13 protein-coding genes are annotated in these 17,111 nt (G+C 71.0%); 9 read left to right on the forward strand and 4 right to left on the reverse strand.

The features are described 5' to 3' along the window. Positions 1-181 precede the first annotated feature (181 nt). A complete protein-coding gene (locus ABT025_RS13225) occupies positions 182-898 on the reverse strand; it encodes a (2Fe-2S)-binding protein (RefSeq protein ID WP_350993196.1) in 717 nt (238 codons plus the stop codon). A gap of 224 nt (positions 899-1,122) precedes the next feature. Here ABT025_RS13225 and ABT025_RS13230 point away from each other — a divergent pair, with 224 nt between their 5' ends. Continuing rightward, positions 1,123-2,457, forward strand: coding sequence for a DMT family transporter (locus tag ABT025_RS13230; protein ID WP_350993197.1), 1,335 nt, complete (start codon positions 1,123-1,125; stop codon positions 2,455-2,457). Here the strand turns inward: ABT025_RS13230 and ABT025_RS13235 are convergent. Next, positions 2,427-3,803, reverse strand: a complete 1,377-nt coding sequence (locus ABT025_RS13235) for a transglycosylase family protein (RefSeq protein WP_350993199.1) — start codon at positions 3,801-3,803, stop codon at positions 2,427-2,429. The two genes, ABT025_RS13230 and ABT025_RS13235, sit on opposite strands and share 31 nt — an antisense overlap. A 240-nt stretch (positions 3,804-4,043) precedes the next feature. On the opposite strand from ABT025_RS13235, the gene ABT025_RS13240 reads away from it, so the two are divergent. The 3 genes from ABT025_RS13240 to ABT025_RS13250 all read left to right on the forward strand — a co-directional run bounded on the left by ABT025_RS13240 (position 4,044) and on the right by ABT025_RS13250 (position 8,450). After that, positions 4,044-6,569 carry a glycoside hydrolase family 3 C-terminal domain-containing protein gene (locus ABT025_RS13240; protein WP_350993201.1) on the forward strand — a complete coding sequence of 842 codons (2,526 nt, stop codon included), beginning with the start codon at positions 4,044-4,046 and terminating at the stop codon, positions 6,567-6,569. Positions 6,570-6,585: 16 nt separating this feature from the next. After that, positions 6,586-7,680: a LacI family DNA-binding transcriptional regulator gene (locus tag ABT025_RS13245; protein WP_350993203.1), complete on the forward strand. Its 1,095-nt coding sequence runs from the start codon at positions 6,586-6,588 to the stop codon at positions 7,678-7,680. Positions 7,681-7,940: 260 nt separating this feature from the next. Next, positions 7,941-8,450 carry a hypothetical protein gene (locus ABT025_RS13250; RefSeq protein WP_350993205.1) on the forward strand — a complete coding sequence of 170 codons (510 nt, stop codon included), beginning with the start codon at positions 7,941-7,943 and terminating at the stop codon, positions 8,448-8,450. A gap of 154 nt (positions 8,451-8,604) precedes the next feature. On the opposite strand, the gene ABT025_RS13255 is transcribed toward ABT025_RS13250, so the two are convergent. Further along, on the reverse strand, positions 8,605-9,957 hold the full coding sequence (locus tag ABT025_RS13255) for an ROK family transcriptional regulator (protein WP_350993206.1): 1,353 nt from the start codon (positions 9,955-9,957) through the stop codon (positions 8,605-8,607). A gap of 145 nt (positions 9,958-10,102) precedes the next feature. Here ABT025_RS13255 and ABT025_RS13260 point away from each other — a divergent pair, with 145 nt between their 5' ends. Genes ABT025_RS13260 through ABT025_RS13275 form a run of 4 tightly spaced genes read left to right on the forward strand, consistent with a single transcriptional unit; the run spans position 10,103 to position 14,717 of the window. Then, positions 10,103-11,416, forward strand: a complete 1,314-nt coding sequence (locus ABT025_RS13260; RefSeq protein WP_350993211.1) for an ABC transporter substrate-binding protein — start codon at positions 10,103-10,105, stop codon at positions 11,414-11,416. 10 nt (positions 11,417-11,426) lie between these two features. After that, a complete protein-coding gene (locus ABT025_RS13265) occupies positions 11,427-12,437 on the forward strand; it encodes a carbohydrate ABC transporter permease (RefSeq protein WP_350993213.1) in 1,011 nt (336 codons plus the stop codon). Continuing rightward, a complete protein-coding gene (locus ABT025_RS13270) occupies positions 12,430-13,338 on the forward strand; it encodes a carbohydrate ABC transporter permease (RefSeq protein ID WP_350993215.1) in 909 nt (302 codons plus the stop codon). The genes ABT025_RS13265 and ABT025_RS13270 overlap by 8 nt, the downstream gene beginning before the upstream one ends. Before the next feature lie 20 nt (positions 13,339-13,358). Then, entirely contained in the window at positions 13,359-14,717 is a 1,359-nt protein-coding gene (locus ABT025_RS13275) for a GH1 family beta-glucosidase (protein WP_350993217.1), read from the forward strand. Between the two features lie 335 nt (positions 14,718-15,052). Here ABT025_RS13275 and ABT025_RS13280 read toward each other — a convergent pair whose 3' ends face one another. Continuing rightward, positions 15,053-15,652: a hypothetical protein gene (locus tag ABT025_RS13280; RefSeq protein WP_350993219.1), complete on the reverse strand. Its 600-nt coding sequence runs from the start codon at positions 15,650-15,652 to the stop codon at positions 15,053-15,055. Positions 15,653-15,862: 210 nt separating this feature from the next. Between ABT025_RS13280 and ABT025_RS13285 the strand changes: the two genes are divergently transcribed. Beyond that, a complete protein-coding gene (locus ABT025_RS13285; RefSeq protein ID WP_350993221.1) occupies positions 15,863-16,981 on the forward strand; it encodes an RICIN domain-containing protein in 1,119 nt (372 codons plus the stop codon). Positions 16,982-17,111: the final 130 nt, after the last annotated feature.

Here is a 17,111-nt window from a genome sequence, read left to right on the forward strand (position 1 = left end):
GCCCCCACGGTGGACTGCTGCATGTCCGAGCTCCTCGTCGCAGAGAAGAACCATTCTCCGTCGACTTCACAACCCGCGCCTTCCATCCGGTGCAGTACATGCCGCGCGGCCGGTGGGAGACACCCGAAAGGCTCTGTCCGGCGTTCCGGCGTCGGTCCGGCACATGACGCACCCTCTCCGTTCAGTCCGGTCCGGGCCGCCCCGGCGGTCTGCGGGGGGCCTCGTCGAAGACGCAGTCACCGCACAGCCCGCCGCCGGGGACTCGGTAGTAGAGACAACAGGTGCGCCTGCGGAAGCCCGGCCCGTGCGGTGCGCCCGTGCCGCGCAGATCCGCGTGGTCGAAGAGTTCGGCTGCCAGGGCGCGGGTGCGCGCGGCAACGTCCGGCCTGCGGTGCGTACGCGCCCACACGACCAGCTGGCGCACGGCTCCCGCCAGCGCGGATCCGGCGTTGCCCCACAGCAGGCGGACCGGCACGGGGGTGTCCCGGCGGATCGCCGCGCAGAGCGGTTCGAGATGGCCGCACTGGACGGCGTCCCTGATCCGGGACGCCGAACCAGGAAGCATCGCGCCCCCATCGAGCCACAGGTCGTCCGGGGCGGACAGCCGGGGGTCCCAGTGAAGGTCCTCGGCCCGCAGAGCGGGGAATCCTCCGGTGAGGGCGGCCTGGCCCAGAGCGGTCGACCACAGCCGCGCGGCAAGCCCCAGATGCGCGACGGAGGCGGCGACCCGTCGTTCGGACGTGCCGAGCCGCTCCGCCACGGTGTCGATCCGGGCTGTGAGCGGTGCGTCCTGCCCCGCGTACAACCGTGCCAGCGTAAGGTGCCCACCATCCGGCACGGGGGCGGTCGTCCGCAGCGTGAAGAACCCGCCCGGGCCGGCCGCCTCGTTCTCGCCCATCGCGCTGCCCCTTCTGTTCCGCCCGGCCACCTGATGTGACCCCGCGGACACCGGCAGTGCCGCGGCTCGCGGTTCACCGTAGCTGTGCGGGATGATCGTTCTGACGTCGGCCACAGGGAGGACTACCGTCGGGAGGAGGACACCGGGACCGCTCCCGTACTACCAAAGCAGTACGCCGAATCGCCGTCTCAGGGACGACGACGCGGGCGCTTTGAAGGGAGATCGTGGTGTACATGAGTTCCCTCGCGCTGTCCGTGCTCCTGTCGCTGGTCTCCGCGGTCGCCTACGCAGCCGGGGCGATCGTGCAGGAGCGCGTGGCCACGGCCTCCGACGGCCGCTCACTCGCACCACTGCGCAACCGGATCTGGTGGGCCGCGGTGGCACTGAACGGTGTGGGTGCCGTCCTGCACGTGGTGGCGCTGGCGTACGGCCCGCTCAGCCTCGTGCAGCCGCTGGGCGCCCTGACCATCGTCTTCGCCCTGCCGATGGCAGCCCTCTTCGTACGCCGCAAGGCAGGGGCGACCGCCTGGCGCGGCGCCGTCATGACGACGGTGGGGCTTGCGGGACTGCTGGCCCTGACCGGAAGTTCCGACGCGCACTCCCTGGGCGGGCCGCAGCAACTGATGCTCGCCGTCGTGACGTTCGGTGCGGTGGCCGCGCTCATCCTGCTCGCGAAGGCCATGCGCCGGCCGGTGATCCGCAGCGTGGTCCTGGCCGGGGCCGCAGGTGTCGCCTTCGGTATCGCGTCGGTGTTCACGAAGACCGTTGCCATGCAGTGGACCTCGGGCTCGGTGGGCGCGGGCCTTCCGACACTGCTGGTGATCGCGGCCCTCGCCGGGGCCGGGCTGCTGCTGTCCCAGGCCGCCTACCGCGGCGCGGGTCTGACCGCCCCGCTCGCCACGGTGACCGTGGTGAACCCGGTGGTGGCCGCTGCGGTCGGCATCACGCTGTTCGGCGAGCAGTTCCGTTACGGCACCGCGGGCGCGATGCTCGCACTCGCCTGCGGGGCCGTCGCGGCGGGCGGACTGATCATGCTCACCACGGAGCGGATGAGCGCGGAGCGCCGGGAGGGCCGGCAGACCGTCGGCGAGCACTCTCAGGCCGCTGCCCGCACGGACCGGGCGTCCGATGGCAACAGCGCCCCCGCACCTCCGCCGGGGCCCCTGTCCCCCGCCGCCTCCAGCGCCTCCGGCGAGGACTCGGCGGATTTCGCCGGGCCCGCCGGCTCGCCGGAACCGGCGGAGACAGCGACCGACCCGGCGGGCGCTCCGCCCCGCCCGGTCCGGGCGACGACGCCGACCGTGGTGGCCTTTCCCGAACCCACGGGGCCGACGCCGCCGGTGGCGGCCGCGGAAACGTTTCCCGCCCCGCTGCCGCTGCCCGTACGGACGCCGCTGGAGCGTCGGGTGGGTCAGGCGGAGTTCGGACCGGACCCGCGGCCGCGCGGAGGCGCCGCGCGAAAGGGCGCGTCATCCGCGGAGTCCGCCACCTCCGCCTCCGCCACCGCGGCCGGTGAGCACCCCGGTGTTCAGACCCTGACGCCGCCCGCCCTGAGGTAGGCCAGCGGGTCGACGTCGGAACCGTAGTCGGGTCCTGTCCGGATCTCGAAGTGCAGGTGCGGCCCCGTGACGTTGCCGGTGGATCCGGAGCGGGCGATGCGCTGTCCTCCGCCGACGTGCTGACCGGAGCGCACGAGGAGCGACGACAGGTGCGCGTACTGGCTGTACTTGCCGTCGCCGTGCCGGATGACGATCTGGTAGCCGTACGCCCCGCCCCAGCCCGCCGAGACGACCGTGCCGGGAGCGACCGCCTTCACCGACGTGCCGGTGGGCACGGGGAAGTCGACGCCCGTGTGGTAGCCGCTGGACCAGGAACCTGCCTGGTGGTACGGGGTGCCCGTACCGGCCGCCACCGGTGCGGTGAGCCCCGAGTGCTTCTCGGCCCGCGCGGGTTTGCGGGTCTCCGTCTTGTGGCTCTCGGTCTTGTGGCTCTCGGTCTTCTTGGGTGCCGGCTTCGCCTGCTGTGTCTGCTTCGGCTGCGCCGCCGGCTTCGGCTTCGCCTGCTGCGCGGGCTGCGCCGTCTGCTTTCGCTCGGGCTGCGCCGTCCCCTTCGGCGCGGGCGCCGCCTTCTTCGGAGCGGGCGCCGCCTTCTCCTTGGCCCGCGGCTCCGGCTTGGCAGCCTGCTTCGGGGCAGCGCCGGTGGCCGTCCTGGGGGTCCCCGCCAGGTCGAGGCTCAGGCGCTGGCCCGGGAAGATCAGGTCCGGGTCGTCTCCGACGACCGTGCGGTTCGCCGAGTAGAGCCGCTGCCAGCCACCCTCCAGACGCCGGTCTGCCACGATCCCGGAGAGCGAGTCCCCGCGGGCCACGGTGTACGAGTCCCGCTTGCCCGGCACCGTCGTCGGGGTGGCCGGTAACGAAGTCTTCTTCGTCTCGGCCCGTGTCGGCACGGATGTCCGGGAATCGGCCTTCTTCGGCGTCGCGACCTCGGCCGTCCGCTCGGACTGCGCGCTGATGTCCGGTCCGTCACCGCCCCGCGTCAGGCCCGCCTTCCCGGAGCAGACCGGCCACGCACCGGGGCCCTGTCCCTGAAGGACCTTCTCCGCGATGGCGATCTGCTGGTCCCTGGTGGCCAGGTCCGCGCGCGGCGCATAGACCGTGCCGCCGTAGGCCGCCCAGGTCGAACGGGTGAACTGAAGCCCGCCGAAGTAGCCGTTCCCCGTGTTGATGTGCCAGTTACTGGTGGATTCGCACGCGGCGACCTTCTCCCAGACATCTCCTGACGCAGCACCCGCCGATGCGGCGGCGATGAGCGGGAGTGCAATGCCCGCGCCGCCCGCCGTGACCGTGAGCGAAGCACGGTTGATGCGGCTGGGCTGGTATCTGCGGTGCCGTCCGTTCGCGGCCATGATGTGGCTCCCCCACAGGCAGTAGGACACGTCGCAAGCGGTCAACTTATGTGCAGACAGCGGGTGATGACAAGGGCACAGCGAGTTCCGGCCACCACCGGCGGCGGGTGGCACCCGGCCCCGTCCGGAACCGTCCCCCATTGACACGGTCGGCGTCGGCCAGCGACGCTGGGCGCGGCAGTTCGGGAGAGCGCTCTCCGATCCGTTCGGGGCGCGGGGGGTTGAAGGGGCATGACCGTCATGACGGACGAAGAGATCGATCCGCTGCTGGAGAAGCTCGACCTGGCACAGAAGGTGCGTCTGCTGACCGGTGCGAGCACCTGGCGCACGCACGGCGAGCCGACCGTCGCGCTACGCCCCCTCGTCCTCTCCGACGGACCCGCCGGGGTGCGTGGCGAGACCTGGGACGAGCGCGAGACGTCGCTCGTCCTGCCCTCCCCGACCGCACTGGCAGCCTCATGGGACGAGCGTCTCCTCACGGATCTCGGTACGCTGCTCGCCACGGAGGCGCGGCGCAAAGGGGTGGACGTCCTCCTCGCGCCCACGCTGAATCTGCACCGGTCCCCGCTGGGCGGGCGGCATTTCGAGTGCTTCTCCGAGGACCCCCTCCTGACCGGGCGGACCGGCGCGGCGCTCGTCAGGGGCATCCAGTCCGGCGGGGTCGCCGCCACCGCCAAGCACTTCGTCGCCAACGACGCCGAGACGGACCGGCTGAACGTCGACGTGCGCATGGACGAACAGACGCTCCACGAGCTCTACCTCGCCCCGTTCGAGGCAGCGGTGGCGGCCGGCGTCTGGGCGGTCATGTCCGCGTACAACAAGGTCGGCGGCGTCACCATGTCCGCCTCTCCGCTGCTGGAGCACCCGCTGAAGGAGGACTGGGGGTTCGAGGGGCCCGTGGTCTCGGACTGGGGCGGCGTGCGCACACTCCTGGACACCGCGCGCTCCGCGCAGGACCTGGCGATGCCGGGGCCGGCCGGCCCGTGGGCGGCCGGTCTGCTCACCGCCCTGGAGCAGGGTCTGGTCTCCCCCGAGGTGATCGACGACAAGGTGCGGCGCCTGCTCCGGCTCGCCGGGCGAGTGGGTGCGCTGGGATCACCCGGGCCGGTGTGGCGGCCGGTGGTGGCGCCCGGTGCCCAGCGGGCGCTGCTGCGCCGGGCCGTCGCCGCCGGTTCGGTGCTGCTCCGCAACGACGGGGATCTGCTGCCACTCGATCCGGCGGAGCTGCGCTCGGTCGCGGTCATCGGCCCGCACGCCGTCGCGGTGCGCATTCAGGGCGGGGGCAGCGCGGAGGTGTTCCCCGACTCGGTGGTGACGCCACTGGCGGGAATCGAGGAGGCGCTCGACGGCTCGGCGACAGTGACCCATCGTCCCGGGCTGCCGCCGTCCGCCCGCCCCCTCCCGCTCGCCCGGGACGGGTCGCGCGATCCGCGCACGGGGGAACCGGGCGTGCTCGTCAGGCTGCTGGACGGGAACGGGGACGAACTCCACACCGAGCACCGGCTGTCCGGGCGGATCGTGGAGCCCTCCGTCGTGGCCGAGGGCTCCGCGGCCGTGGAGATCCGGGCCCTGGTCCGCCCCGACGTGGGCGGTCTGTGGACCTGGGCGGTGGGCGGCTGGGGCGACCTCTCGCTGTCCGTGGACGGCCGGGAAGTCCTCTCCGGGTCGTTCCCGCCGGACAGCGATGATCCGACCCGGGTGCATGTCGCGCCTCCCCTGCGCTCCGTGCAGACCGAAGTGGTCGCGGGCCGGGAGGTGGAGGTGGTGGCACGGCGCTCGCTGGACCCCGGGACCGGAGTGGCGACCGTCCTCGCCGCCGCCCCGCCGGCCGGGGACGCGGGGTACGAGCTCGCCCGGGCCGTGGCCGCCGCGCGGGCGGCGGATGTCGCGGTGGTGGTCGTGGGCACGACCGAGGAGAGCGAGTCGGAGGGCCACGACCGCGGGAACCTCAGCCTGCCTGAGGGCCAGGACGCGCTCGTACGGGCGGTGGCGCGGGCCAATCCGCGCACGGTGGTCGTGGTGAACTCGGGCGGCCCCGTCACCCTTCCCTGGCACGCCCGGGTGCCCGCGCTGTTGCTCCAGTGGTTCCCGGGCCAGGAGGCCGGAAACGGGCTGGCGGACGTCCTGTTCGGCCGGTCCGAGCCGGGCGGCCGGCTGCCGACCACGTGGGGCGCCGCCCAGGACCACGTACCGGTGCTCGACACCGCCCCCGGAGCCGACGGGCAGCTTCGTTACGAGGAGGGCCTGCACATCGGCTATGCGGCCTGGCTGCGGTCCGGGGCCGTGCCGGCCTACTGGTTCGGCCACGGCCTCGGTTACACGGGCTGGGAGTACGAGGAGCTGACGACCCCGGCGACGGTACGGGCCGGGGAGGCCTTCGACGTGCACGTCCGGGTGCGCAATTCGGGACCGCGGCGCGGTCGCGAGGTGGTCCAGGTGTATCTGGCCAGGAGCGGGTCGTCGGTCGAGCGGCCGGCCCTGCGCCTGATCGGGTACGCGGCGGTCGAGGCGGATCCCGGCGAGAGCGTGGTCGCGGTGGTCCGGGTGTCCGGCCGCGGCCTGGCGCACTGGTCGGTCCCGCTGCACGGGTGGGACACGGAAGCGGGCGACTTCACGCTGCTGAGCGGCCGTTCGGCGGGCGATCTGCCGCTGGGCGCGACGGTGACGGCAACCGAAACGAACACTCCGGCCGGTGCGGACTCCGGTACGACTCCGGAACGGACTCCGGTAACGGTTCGGAACGTCACGGAGAGCGCTCTCCACTGATGCTATAAATGCGCTCATGACGGATGATCTGCGCTCGGCCGGTACACCCACCCTTGAAGACGTGGCGAGGGCGGCCGGTGTCTCCCGCGCCACCGTCTCCCGGGTGATCAACGGCGTACGGAATGTCGACCCCGTGATCCAGGAGGCCGTGCGCCAGGCGGTCGCCCTCACCGGCTACGCGCCCAACCGGGCCGCACGCTCCCTGGTGACCCGGCGCACGGACGCCATCGCCCTGGTGGTGTCGGGCGCGGGCGTCGAGCCCGAAGCCTCCGACGGTGGGCCGGCGGCGGACGCGGCCGATCCGGAGAGCGGATCGTCCTTCACCGCGCAGGTCTTCGCCGACCCGTTCTTCGGCCGGGTCGTCACCGGGGTGGTCAACTACCTCCGGCCGCGCGGGATGCACCCGGTCCTGATGTTCGCCGAGACGTCACGGGCCCGCGAGGACGTGGTCTCGTTCCTGCGCCAGGGCAGCGCCGACGGCGCACTGGTCGTCTCGACCCACGCGGAGGACCCGCTGCCCGGCCTGCTCACGGAGGCCGGACTGCCCGCGGTGCTGTACGCCCGGCCCGCCCGGCCGGTCCGGATCAGCTACGTCGACCTGGCCCACCAGGACGGTGCGCGGTTGGCCGCCGAGCATCTGCTGACCCGCGGCTGCCGGCGCATCGCGACCATCACCGGGCCGCTCGACGTTCCGGCCGGGCAGGAGCGGCTGGCCGGCTTCCGCGACACGATGGCGCAACACGGGCACCCGTACATCCCGATCGCCGAGGGTCAGTTCACCCAGGAGAGCGGCGAGGCTGCGATGGAACGGCTGCTGGTCGAGCACCCTGATCTGGACGCGGTGTTCGCCGCCAACGACCTGATGGCGATGGGTGCCTGTCACGTCCTGCGGGAGCACGGCAGGCGGGTGCCCGAGGACGTCGCGGTGATCGGGTTCGACGACAGCAGCGCGGCATCCGCCTGCCGACCGCCGCTGACCACCGTCCGGCAGCCGGTCGAGGCGATGGCAGCCGAGATGGCCCGGCTGCTGATCGACCGGCTGTCGAAGCCGGACGGGGCGACGACGTCGGTGATCTTCGAACCCGCACTGGTGGTCCGCGACTCGGCGTAGTCCGGGTGCGATCGGGGTCCGGGTCTGCGCTTCGGCGCGGGTGCTGGGCCGCGCGTCGGTGCCGATGCCGGTGCGGTGCGCGCGTCGGCGCGGGTTCCGGTGCCGGTGCCGGCACGGTCATCGCCCGCCGCCCCGGGAGGTGTTGTGCTGCCCGGCCGCAACGGAAAAGATCAGGTAGGTGCCGCACTACGTGATCGGGGTCCTGTGTGAGTCTGACCGACCGGATACTCCCCCTGGCGGGCGTCGCTCTCGGAGCGCTGATGTCTTTCCTGGTGAGCAGTCTCAACGAGCGGGCGAGGTGGCGCAGACAGCAGGCGGTGCGGTGGGACGAGCACCGCCTGACCGCCTACGCGGAGTACGCCCATGCCGTGAAGGAGCTGGCGGCCCGCTATCACATGATCGCCGCCGCCCGGGGTCTGGTGTCCGGGCCCATGGAGCTGGAGCCGACGCCCGATGTCCTCACGGAGCTGGGCGAGTTGGAGTCACGCCGTTCCGCCCTGTCCGAGACGCTCGGGCTCCTCGGTGACACCGAGGCGAACACCGCGTCCAAGACACTGGACCACTGCCTGTGGCGGCTGGAGACCCTGGCCCGGGGCGTTCCCACAGAAGTCGAACAGAACTGGGATCAGGCGTTCCAGGAGTTCCGGAGTGCGCGCAGCCGCTACGTGGAACGCGCCCGGGCGAGCCTCGGCGTGCCGGGGGCCGTCGCGCAGGAGGTGACCTGGCCGGCCGCGTGGCGCCCCACATCCCGGTCATCGCCCTCACCATGAGCCAGGGCGGCCGGACCTGCGGCGCTCGCCTGCCCCAGTACCGACCCCGCCCTGATTCCGGCCCTGCCCGGGTGCCGACGCCGCCGGTGCGCGCCGCCGCCATGCACACCCGTCGGCTCCCGCCTCCCCGCGTCCCACCTCAACGCGTCTCACCTCACCCCGCCGCGTCCGACGTCGTCCGTTCCCGGTTCCGTACGGAATCCGCGGCGGTCCGGAAACCCGGTGCCGGGCCGCCGGACTGCGGCTCGGGCGAGGGGCGGCTGCCGCCCCTCGCCAGGAAGTCGGCGAGCGGCAGTGTCGCGGCGCCGACCGTGACCGCGTCGGGCCCGAGCCGGCCCAGCTCGATCGTGGTCCGGGCCGCGGCATGGCGGAGCGCGTACTCCTGTGCGTAACGGCGGATGTCGGGCAGCAGATGCGGGCCGATCAGCAGGCCCGCCCACCCTCCGAGCAGAATCCGCTCGGGCAGGAAGAGGTTGATCAGGTCGCCCAGGGCGGCGCCCAGACATGCGGCCGTCTCGTCCAGGACCGAGACCGCCAGCGGGTCGGGTTCGCCGCCGGGGCCGGGGTAGGCGGCGGCGAGCAGCGCGGCGAGTGCGGTCTCGTCGTCGGCGTCGGCGGGCAGCGGGCCGCCCGCCTCGTGCCAGCGCTCGCGCATCGCCTCGGCGCCCGCGTACGCCTCCAGGCACCCTGTCGAGCCGCACCGGCAGCGTCGGCCGCGCAGTTGCACGGTGGTGTGACCCCATTCGAGGGCCATGCTGCTGCGGTCCTCGTCGAGCAGGTCGCCGTGGTTGACGCAGGCACCGACGCCTGAGCCGATGAGAGCGACAGCGGAGGCGCCCGCGCCGCGTCCGCCGCCGAACCACATCTCGGCCTGGCCGAGCGTCTTGGCGCCGTTGTCGATGAAGAACGGCACCTCCGCGGGGACCCGGACGGCGTCACGGAGCAGCCGCTCGAAGGGGACGGCGCTCCAGTTGATGGTCTGGCCGTGGACGACGGAGCCCACGTCCCCGACCGAGCCGTCCGGTGCGTCGCGTTCGATGATGCCGGGGACGCCGATCCCGATGCCGAGGAGCCGGCGCGGATCGGCGCCGGCGTCCCGCAGGACGTCGGCGACCCCGCTGCGGACGTGGCCGACGATGCGGTTGACGTCGTAGCCGTGCTGGGCCAGCAGCCTTTCCGTGCGGGCGAGTTCGGTGAGGGCGAGATCGAAGAGCTCGACCCTGATCCGGGTCTCGCCGATGTCGATGCCGATGAGGAGGCCGCCCCCGGGAGCCACCCGCAGCAGCGTGCGGGGACGACCGCCGTCGGAGTCGACGACACCGGCCTCCTCCAGGAGACCCTCCGCGGCGAGTTCCGCGACGACGTTGCTGATGGAACCTGAACTCAGCCCTGTGACGGGACCGAGCTCCTGGCGGCTCAGCGGGCCGTCGAAATACAACCGTTGCAATACCCTCGCCCGGTTGCCCCGTCGCAGGTCACGCACGGTCCGTCTGTTGCGCTCAGCCATGTGGCTCCTTCCCTTCCCGCAACATACCGTGACCGCGGGACTTGACGCGACCTTCTCTCACCTCTTAAATCACGTCATAAATTAAGCCCTGAAGGTCGTTCGTTTCTCGAACGCGGCCTTCCTCCCCGGAAAGGGGCCATCCCGCATGCGCACCATCAGAGCCGCAGCAGCCGCCACCCTCGCCATCTCCATCGCCGCCGGAGTCACCGGCTGCGGAGGCGGTACGTCCTCGGGCGGCGGCAGCAACGATTCGCCCAAGACCCTCACGTACTGGGCGTCCAACCAGGGCCCCAGCATCGAGGCCGACAAGAAGATCCTGACCCCCGAGCTGAAGAAGTTCGAGGAGCAGACCGGCATCAAGGTCAAGCTGGAGGTCGTCCCCTGGGCCGACCTGCTCAACCGGATCCTCGCCGCCACCACGTCCGGTCAGGGCCCCGACGTGCTGAACATCGGCAACACCTGGTCGGCCTCCCTCCAGGCGACGGGCGCGCTGCTCCCCTGGGACAAGGCGAACTTCGACGCGATCGGCGGCCGGGACCGCTTCGTCGACTCGGCGGTGGCCTCGGCCGGCGCGAAGGGCAAGGACCCCTCCGCGGTCCCGCTGTACTCGCTCGCGTACGCCCTCTACTACAACAAGAAGAGCTTCGCCGAAGCGGGCATAGCCAAGCCCCCGGCCACCTGGGACGAGCTGGTCGAGGACGGCAAGAAGCTCTCCAGGAACGGCAAGTGGGGCCTGGGCGCGGAGGGCGCCAACCTCTCCAACAACATCCACCAGACCTTCGTCCTGGCACAGCAGCACGGCGCGGACTTCTTCGACGCGGCCGGAAAGCCGACGTTCACCTCCGATGGCGCCGTCGCCGCCGTGAAGCAGTACATCGACTTCATGGCCAAGGACAAGATCATCGCGCCGGGCAACGCCGAGTACGCCCAGAACCAGTCCCTGACGGACTTCGCCAAGGGCAAGACCGCGATGGTGCTGTGGCAGGCCGCCGCCTCGACGTTCGCCGCCCAGGGCATGAAGCCCGAGGACTGGGGCGCGGCCCCCGTGCCCGTCGCGTCCGGCACCCCCGGCCAGGGCAAGAACATCAACTCGATGGTCGCCGGCATCAACATGGCGGTGTTCAAGAACACCAAGAACATCGACGGCGCCAAGAAGTTCGTGAAGTTCATGACGAGCGACGCCGAGCAGAAGCTGCTCAACAAGACCTACGGATCCATCCCGCCGGTCAAGACCGCCCAGGCCGACGCCGCGTTCTCGGCGCCCGACCTCGCGGTCCTGCGCGACACGCTGGCCAAGAGCGCGGCCCCGCTGCCGCAGGTGCCCAACGAGTCGCAGTTCGAGACGGCCGTCGGCACCGCGGTCAAGGAGCTGTGGGCCGACGCCGCAGCCGGACGCCCCGTGACCACCGAATCCGTCAAGGCGCGCCTCGAAAAGGCCCAGCAGACGATGCAGCAGTAAGGCACCTTCCATGACCGCCACCGTGACCACCGACAGCCGTACCGAGAAGTCGGACAGGGTGACGAGCCGGGGCGCCGGGGGTGCGCGCAGGAGACTGCCGCGCATCCCCGGCCGGATCCGCCAGGGCGGACTGCCCTATCTCCTGCTCCTGCCGGCCGTCCTGCTCGAACTCCTCGTCCATGTGATTCCGATGATCATCGGGATCGTGATGAGCTTCCGCCAGCTCACGCAGTTCTTCATCGGCAACTGGGGCGCAGCGCCCTGGACCGGCCTCGACAACTACAGGATCGCCGTCGATTTCAACGCCCCGATCGGCGAGGCGCTGCTCCACTCGTTCTTCGTCACCTGTGTCTTCACGTTCTTCGCCGTCGGCCTGGCGTGGCTGTTCGGTGTCACGGCGGCGATCATGCTGCAGGAGAACTTCCGCGGCCGTGGCTTCCTGCGGGCGATCTTCCTCGTCCCGTACGCACTGCCGGTCTACGCGGCCGTCATCACCTGGGCGTTCATGTTCCAGCGGGACAACGGGCTGGTCAATCACGTGCTCCACGACCAGCTCGGGCTGACCGACCAGCCGTCCTTCTGGCTGATCGGTGACAACAGCATCTACGCGCTGATCGTCGTATCGGTCTGGAAGGGCTGGCCGTTCGCCTTCCTCATCGTGATGGCGGGGCTGCAGAACATCCCGCGCGAGCTGTACGAAGCCTCCGCGATCGACGGCGCCGGCATCTGGCAGCAGATCCGCAAGATCACGCTGCCGTCGCTGCGCCCGGTCAACCAGGTCCTGGTGCTCGTCCTGTTCCTCTGGACGTTCAACGACTTCAACACCCCGTACGTGCTGTTCGGCAAGGCGGCACCGGAGAACGCGGACCTCATCTCCATCCACATCTACCAGTCGTCGTTCGTCACCTGGAACTTCGGCACCGGATCCGCGATGTCCGTGCTCCTGCTGCTGTTCCTGCTGGTCGTGACGGCCGTCTACCTGCTCATCACCTCACGCGGAAGGAAGGGTGCAGATGCCTAGCCATGCCCAGCCGGCCGCACTGCCGAGAGCGGCGAAATCGAGATCGCGGTCCCGGTCGCCGATGGCCGCGCCGCAGTCCTTCCTCTGGACCCGCCGCGTCATCCTGGCCTTCCTGACCGCCTTCGTCCTGCTGCCCGTGTACGTGATGGTCAGCAGCTCCCTCAAGCCGCTCCAGGACGTCTCGGGGAAGTTCCACTGGATCCCGTCCGGGCTGACAGTCAAGCCGTACCTCGACATCTGGGAGACCGTCCCGCTCGCCCGGTACTTCGTCAACTCGCTGGTCGTCGCCGGCTCGGCGACGGTGCTGTCCGTGATCATCGCGGTGTTCTCGGCGTACGCCGTCAGCCGCTACAAGTTCCGTGGCAAGCGCGTCTTCACCGTCACGGTGCTCTCCACCCAGATGTTCCCGGGCATTCTCTTCCTGCTCCCGCTGTTCCTCATCTTCGTCAACATCGGGAACAGCACCGGCATCGCCCTGTACGGCTCGCGCGGCGGACTGATCCTCACGTATCTGACGTTCTCGCTGCCCTTCTCCATCTGGATGCTCATCGGGTACTTCGACTCGATCCCCAAGGACCTGGACGAAGCCGCGCTCGTCGACGGCTGCGGTCCGATCGGCGCCCTGTTCCGGGTCGTCGTCCCGGCCGCGGTGCCCGGCATCGTCGCCGTCGCCGTGTACGCGTTCATGACGGCCTGGGGCGAGGTGCTCTTCGCCTCCGTCATGACCAACGACACCACCCGCACGCTCGCCGTCGGTCTGCAGGGCTACGCCACACAGAACGACGTCTACTGGAACCAGGTCATGGCCGCCTCGCTCGTCGTCAGCGTGCCGATCGTCGCCGGCTTCCTGCTCCTCCAGCGCTACCTCGTCGCCGGTCTCACGGCGGGAGCCGTCAAGTGACCACTTCGGAAAGGAAGTCCGTGAACGACCTCAGCGCCCTCCCGGCCGACTTCACCTGGGGCGTCGCCACAGCCGCGTACCAGATCGAGGGAGCCGTGGCCGAGGACGGCCGCGCGCCCTCCATCTGGGACACGTTCTCCCACACCCCGGGGAAGGTGGACGGCGGCGACACCGGGGACGTGGCCTGCGACCACTACCACCGGGTCCCGGAGGACATCGCCCTGATCAAGGAGGTGGGGGCGGGCGCGTACCGCTTCTCGCTCGCCTGGCCGCGGATCGTCCCGGGGGGCGACGGCCCGGTCAACGCGGCCGGTCTCGACTTCTACGACCGGCTGGTCGACGGCCTCCTCGACGCCGGGATCACCCCGTTCCCCACGCTCTACCACTGGGACCTCCCGCAGGCGCTCCAGGACCGCGGCGGCTGGACCGTCCGCGAGACCGCCGAGCACTTCGCCGCCTACACCTCCGTCGTCGTGGACCGCCTCGGCGACCGCGTGAAGGACTGGGCGACACTCAACGAACCGCTCTGCTCGGCCTGGATCGGCCATCTGGAGGGCACGATGGCGCCAGGTCTCACCGACCTGACCGCCGCCGTCCGCGCCTCGTACCACCTGCACCTCGGACACGGTCTCGCCGTGAAGGCGATACGGGCCGCGTGCCCGGAAGCCCGGGTCGGCATCGTGAACAACCTCAGCCCGGTGGAGGCCGCCACCGACCGCGAGGCGGACCGTGCGGCCGCCGTGCGCGGCGACGGGCACACCAACCGCTGGTGGCTCGACCCGATCCTCGGGCGCGGCTACCCGCAGGACATGGTCGACCTGTACGGAGTCGAACTCCCCGTGCAGGAGGGCGACATGGAACTCATCGCGGCGCCGCTCGACTGGATGGGAGTGAACTACTACTTCCGCCAGGTCGTCACCGCCGACGCGCAGGGCCCCGTCCCGCACGCCAAGCAGGTCTATCTGCCCGGATCCCGCCACACCCACATGGACTGGGAGGTCCACGCCCAGGGACTGGAACAACTGCTCCTGCGCCTGACCGAGGAATACGGCGTCCAGCGCATCTACGTCACCGAGAACGGCTCGGCGTACCAGGACGTCGTCCTCGCCGACGGATCGGTGCACGACCCGGAACGGACCCGGTACCTGGAGGAGCATCTCGCCGCCTGCGCCCGCGCCGTCCGCAAGGGCGCCCCGCTCGCCGGCTACTTCGCCTGGTCCCTGCTGGACAACTTCGAGTGGGCGTACGGCTACGACAAGCGGTTCGGCCTGGTCCACGTCGACTACGCGACGCAGCGCCGGACCGTCAAGAGCAGCGGCCGGCGCTACGCCGAGCTGATCCGCGAAGCAGCGGCAGGCCGCTCGCGCCGGGCCGCCTGACCCCCCGCCCGGTAAGGGAGCAAGGGTCCAGGGGCCACCCAGCAGCCTCCGGCCGCGGCGGACGACCGCCGTCGCCGGAGGTTTCGCGCTGTCCGTGGATGTGGCCGGAGCAGCGGACTCGTCATCCGTTCGTTGCGGCTCCGAATCCCGCGCACCCTGCCCGAGGCCGCGCGGGGAACACCTGTCTGCCCGAGGCCGCCGCGGGAACACCGGCAAGGTCCGAGGCCGTGCACAGCGGGGACGCCCGCCCCGGCCCTGTGCCACACGGAGCCCGCAAGCAGCAGGCGGTGCCCGGGAGGTCCTCCCGGGCACCGTGAACAGAGAGCTGAGGCAGGTCAGTTCACCACGTACAGCTTCTTCGGCCAGCCGATCCGGTCCAGGCGCTTGAACAGGTCCCTGATGTTGGTCGGGTTGAGCTTGATGCAGCCGTTGGAGTAGTAGTCGTTGGGGTTGCTGTTGGTCCACCGCTCGGACTCGATGACGCCGCTCTTGCCGTTCGGCTTCATCTCGCTGTGGATGAACAGTTCGGTGCGCTTGGTGCCGTTGTGGCATTTGCGGTCGGCGATCTTGATGACGAGGCCGTTGATGATGCCGTCGAAGTTCTTGCGGTGCCACTCGATGGCGTACGGCTTGCTCGCGCCGGCGTTGGGGAGCCAGCCCTTGCCGACGGCGCAGGTGTTCTTGACCTGGCCCGAGCCCGCCTTGTACGACTTGATCACCTTGTCCCGGCCGGGTGTGCGCTTGACCAGCTCCAGGCGGGAGTTCGTGACCGAACCCTTGTTGAAGCGCAGGTAGTGGGCGTCGCTCACCTTGACGGACGCCTGCGTCTCGGTGCGCGCCTGTGCCGGAGCGGCAGTGGTGGCGCTCAGCCCGCTGACGAAGACGGCGGCGAGCGCCAGGGGGACGATGCGTGCGGTCCGTGCGTTGTTGCGCATGAGAACACTCCTGTGTGGCCTGTGGATGTGCCTGGCTGTTCCGCCGGGCAGCACCGACACTGCTCGGCCGGAGCTGCGTCCGGCAAGGGATGTCCGGTGTCCCGGACAGTCCGTTGCTGTCCGGGCTGGTCACCACCGCCTTTCGGACAAAGCTCCGGGCTGCGCAGAGCACTCTTGCTGCCCGCCGGACGGAGGGCCAAGGATGGAGTCATGAACACCACGGGGGGCACAGAGCCCGAACGAGCCGACAGTGTCGAGCAGTTCGTGGCCATGATGAAGCGGCTCAAGGACGCTTCTGGGCTGACATACCGTCAACTCGAAGAGCGCGCGGAGCGGGAGGGGCGGGTCCTGCCGCGCAGCACGATTGCGGACGTACTGCGCAGGCAGGCGCTGCCGCGGCCGCACATGCTGAATGCCTTCGTCCACGCCTGCGGCGCGGGCGAGCATGTCGAGGCCTGGCTCCAGGCGCGTAACCGCCTTGCAGTGGAAGGCGGTTCGGCACAACGCCCGACGACGGAGGCCGGTGCCCCCGACGGCCGCGCCGCCCTGTCGTCATCGTCACCGGCCGACGACGGTGACGGCATCGAAGGCCGCTCCGAAGCCGGAGGTGCACGCGGTCGCAGCATGGAGGAGGGTGCCGGGCACCCCACGACCCGGTCGGAGCCCGGATCTCTGCCGAGGTGGCCGCGGGGTAGGCGCCGTACCGTGGGGTCCCGCCTGTTGGTGTCGTTGTCCACCGTGCTGGTGGTGGGCATCGCCGCCTGGCTGATCCTGCCCGGCGATCCGGGCAAGGGTCCCGCAGCGACCGCGCCCTCGTCCCAGGACCCGGCAACCGGGTGGTACAGCATCCGACCGGTCCGGGCCACCGGCCTGTGCGTGACCGAGGGCCGTGAGCCCGGCGGCGACACGGTCGCCGTGCAGCTCGCGTGTTCTCGGTCCACGCCCCCGTACACCAGGATCGAACCACTCGGCGACGGCCGCTACTTCGTCAAGTGGGTGCATCCCGTGCAGGGCTGGGGTTGTCTGACGGTTCTCACCAGCGGGCTGCTCGAACCCTGGGACGACTGCCGCAGCAGCAGGACCGCCCAGGTGTTCACGTTCGAGCGGGTCGACGCGACCGGGGCGCCGGCCTCACCCGCCGGGGCAAGCAAGCCGTACCGGATCCGGTCCGCGAGCGACGGGCGGTGCATCGGCATCTCGGGTACGGATCCCAAGGCCGCGTCAGCCGTGGCGGTCGCCGGCCCCTGCACCGACAGCCCCGCCCAGCACTTCCTCCTCGCTCCCGAGACCGAACCCGCAGCAAGCGCGCTGCCCTCGGCCTCCGGCTGACGGCGGCTGTACGTCGGACGGGCCGGAGAGAGCGATCAAGAGACGACTCGGAAGCTCGTCAGGGCATGCCGCTGCTGATCGAGTGGCCGAGCGTCCGGCTCGCCCGCTTGCGGGTCCGCGCCGGGTCGCC

This window comes from Streptomyces sp. NPDC002809 (assembly GCF_040295435.1).
GTDB lineage: Bacteria > Actinomycetota > Actinomycetes > Streptomycetales > Streptomycetaceae > Streptomyces.

Bases quoted from the DNA above. Each gene is read 5' to 3' on its own strand.
- ABT025_RS13225 (WP_350993196.1), bottom strand. From the start codon at position 898: ATGGGCGAGAACGAGGCGGCCGGCCCGGGCGGGTTCTTCACGCTGCGG.
- ABT025_RS13235 (WP_350993199.1), bottom strand. From the start codon at position 3,803: ATGGCCGCGAACGGACGGCACCGCAGATACCAGCCCAGCCGCATCAAC.
- ABT025_RS13240 (WP_350993201.1), top strand. From the start codon at position 4,044: ATGACGGACGAAGAGATCGATCCGCTGCTGGAGAAGCTCGACCTGGCA.
- ABT025_RS13245 (WP_350993203.1), top strand. From the start codon at position 6,586: ATGACGGATGATCTGCGCTCGGCCGGTACACCCACCCTTGAAGACGTG.
- ABT025_RS13250 (WP_350993205.1), top strand. From the start codon at position 7,941: ATGTCTTTCCTGGTGAGCAGTCTCAACGAGCGGGCGAGGTGGCGCAGA.
- ABT025_RS13255 (WP_350993206.1), bottom strand. From the start codon at position 9,957: ATGGCTGAGCGCAACAGACGGACCGTGCGTGACCTGCGACGGGGCAAC.
- ABT025_RS13260 (WP_350993211.1), top strand. From the start codon at position 10,103: ATGCGCACCATCAGAGCCGCAGCAGCCGCCACCCTCGCCATCTCCATC.
- ABT025_RS13265 (WP_350993213.1), top strand. From the start codon at position 11,427: ATGACCGCCACCGTGACCACCGACAGCCGTACCGAGAAGTCGGACAGG.
- ABT025_RS13270 (WP_350993215.1), top strand. From the start codon at position 12,430: ATGCCTAGCCATGCCCAGCCGGCCGCACTGCCGAGAGCGGCGAAATCG.
- ABT025_RS13280 (WP_350993219.1), bottom strand. From the start codon at position 15,652: ATGCGCAACAACGCACGGACCGCACGCATCGTCCCCCTGGCGCTCGCC.
- ABT025_RS13285 (WP_350993221.1), top strand. From the start codon at position 15,863: ATGAACACCACGGGGGGCACAGAGCCCGAACGAGCCGACAGTGTCGAG.